Here is a 2693-nt window from a genome sequence, read left to right as displayed (position 1 = left end):
TGTATGAGGCCATGACGTTGGTGACACCGGTCCGGAGCTTGCTCGCGGGCGGCCGGTTTCCGACGGCAGTATGCGGCCGATGATAGTTGTAGTGCACATTCCACACCTGTAGGGCCTGGGCGCGTTGCCGTTCGCTGGCCCAGACGCGGGCGTAGAGGAACTCCTCGGCCAGGATGCGGTTGTAGCGCTCCACTTTCCCGTTGTGGCGAGGCGTATACGGGGTGATCCGCTGATGCCGGCCACCGTGGAGCACTTTCGCGAAGTCCTTCGCGCGGTAGCAGGACCCGTTGTCGGTGACGACCCGGTGGATGTGCACGATGCCGTGGGCGGCGAAGAACACCCGTGCGCGGTGCATGAACCCGATTGCCGTGGCGGCCTTCTCGTCGGATAGCGCCTCGGTATAGGCAAGGCGGGAGAACCCGTCGACCGCCGAATGCAGGTAGACGTAACCGGCGCGGGCACCGGCGACCTTGGCGCGCTCGACCTTCTTGGCCTGCTCGCTGCCCCGACCGTGGACACGCCAGCCACCGCCGTCGGGGATCCGGCCGACTTTCTTGATGTCGACGTGCACCATATGGCCGGGCCAGCGGGCGATGATCCGGCGTGGCTGGCGATTGTTCTCGCCGTTCGGATCGAGGAACCTGCGCCGGTTCAACCCGAGGTGAACGAGGTGCCGGCTGACGGTGCGCACCGAGATGCTGATGCCGTCGGCGCCCAGTTCGTGGGCGATGCGGGCTGCGGACCACTTGCGGGTCCGCCGCAGGGTCTCGATCCGCGCCACGGTCTCAGCCGGGGTCGCGGTGGGCTGATGGTGCGGCACGCTGGGGCGGTCGAGCAGACCGAGTTCGCCGTGTTCGCGGTAGCGGGCCATCCATTTGCTGGCGCAGGACCGGGAGATCCCCATCTCGGCGGCGACATGGGACAGCGGACGGGTCTGGCACCGCTCGACGAGACGGCGGCGACCTTCGACGGACAGCGGGGCGTTACGGTGGAGCATGGACGGGTTCTTTCGGTTGCGCTGGGTGAGTTGGTGGTACTTCCCATCCTGCCGTTGGAAGGCCCGTCCGCCTTCTTCAATCCCCTGAGCTGGTGTCTACAACGTCATGACCCGCAACACCTAGCATACCGCGCTCGTTCGCCTTCTCTGTCCCGGGGAAGAGTCGGAGGCAGGAGTTCGACCGTGGTGGAACCAAGATCCGTCGGGTCGTATAGCTACGACAATGGAATGTCCACGCACAGCTACAGGCCACCAGCGGCTGGTGATGCGGCCTTGAGTTTCATCTTTAGTTCTTTTGCCGAGGAGGCGAGCTCCGGCGCGAGTTTATTCATCAGGGCGTTCGAAGGTGCCTCTTGTCGTACGTTCGCGCTGCTGTTGAGCGTCTCGTTCAGCTTCGTATTGCGCGCGTGCTGCTTGCTGTTGCCGCCGAACTTCGTCCGCCATGCTCACGGTTTGCCTCCAGTTGTGCGTTCGTCAGACGGCCAGTGCCACGACGACGCCGATCGGAACGAAGGCACCCGGTCGCCATTCGATGCTGTCGGCTGCGGGTGTGGTGTCGTTCGTTGCCTGGGCAAGAGTTGCGATCATCGCGGTATCATGCCCGTCGGCTGCGGCGGACGTTTACGGGATAGGTCTCGAGTAGATGTCGGCGATGTGTGGCAACGGCGGTGAGCGCGACCACGATCGGGTTGGGCTGGTTGTCCATTGCTTCTTTCCAGATGTCGCCTTCGGACTCCTGAATGACCAGAGTCGCTTGCAGGAGGTCGGAGGCTTCGGTGAGGGCCGCTGCGATGTGGTCCCACGGCAGGGCCGGGATCAGGAATTGCAGTCGTTGAGCCTTGACGACTGCGGGTTCGATGATCGGACGGATCTCGCTGAACCGTTCTGGCGTGATGTTGGGTGTGAGGCGGGTCTCGTCGTCGACCTCGAAGGTGTAGCTCTGCACTGCGTCGGCCGCGTCGAGGAGCGCGTTCCGGCACTCGTCGAGGACCGCGAGCTCGACATCGCGCCTGCGCTGATCGGCGTGGAGGCGAGCTGAGTAGTGCGTGGCGCTTCGGGTCACGATCGCACCCGCCACGACGGTGATCGCTGCGATAAAGGCGGTGATCAAGGGGATGAGCCAAGCGGTCATGGGGTTCCTCCTGAGAGCTGTCGAATCGGGGCTGCGTCACCCTACAAACCGGCCCGCTGCTTGGAGAGCACTTATGGCATTACCTGTCTCTGCGGCTGAGGGATTGTTCGGTTGTTGATGGGGTTGGGGGCCGGGTCGTGTGGAGGTCCGGCCTTCTGCCGTGTCGTGGTCTCGGTGTGTCCCTCGGCGTGTGTGCCCGGTGGTGGGTGTGGGGGTTGTTGTGTGCTGTGAGCTGGGGTGATGGCATGTCCCGGTGTGGGGCCGGCGGGTGTGGATGGGGTCTGTGGGGGCGGTGGGGTGCTGTTTTCGGTGTGCTTTTGAAATATGTTGTGGCGCAATGGTTATTGTGAATCATGTTGGCGTGCATAGTTTCACAGTTGTAATGCGTATGGCAGTGCGGTGATACCGCGTTATATAATTGGTGTGTAACTGAATTGGTGATTGATAGTGGTTCTGCGTGTCTGGTGCTGTCTTCGGGTATGGGGTATGATGGGAGTATGATGTCGGGACGGGGAGTCAGCAGCGCGGCGGTGGTGTGCGCGGCGCGCGTAGCGCGTCCCGGCC

The 2693-nt window shown here is 63.4% G+C and carries 2 protein-coding genes; both read right to left on the bottom strand.

Annotation, left to right across the window (positions count from 1 at the left end):
- On the bottom strand, window positions 1-997 hold a 997-nt coding region (locus ACNJ7K_RS00135; RefSeq protein ID WP_487040953.1), incomplete at its 3' end, for an IS481 family transposase.
- Window positions 998-1592: 595 nt separating this feature from the next.
- Complete coding sequence (locus ACNJ7K_RS00130; protein ID WP_268655953.1) at window positions 1593-2129, bottom strand: hypothetical protein; 537 nt, start codon at window positions 2127-2129, stop codon at window positions 1593-1595.
- Between the last annotated feature and the right edge of the window lie 564 nt (window positions 2130-2693).

Origin of the sequence: Rhodococcus shunpengi, from assembly GCF_048381395.1 — a bacterium.
In the GTDB taxonomy this organism is placed as follows: domain Bacteria; phylum Actinomycetota; class Actinomycetes; order Mycobacteriales; family Mycobacteriaceae; genus Rhodococcus.
The sequence above is the reverse complement of the archived record's forward strand: the minus strand, read 5'-3'. Positions and strand labels throughout refer to the sequence as shown.

Bases quoted from the DNA above. Each gene is read 5' to 3' on its own strand.
- ACNJ7K_RS00130 (WP_268655953.1), bottom strand. From the start codon at position 2,129: ATGACCGCTTGGCTCATCCCCTTGATCACCGCCTTTATCGCAGCGATC.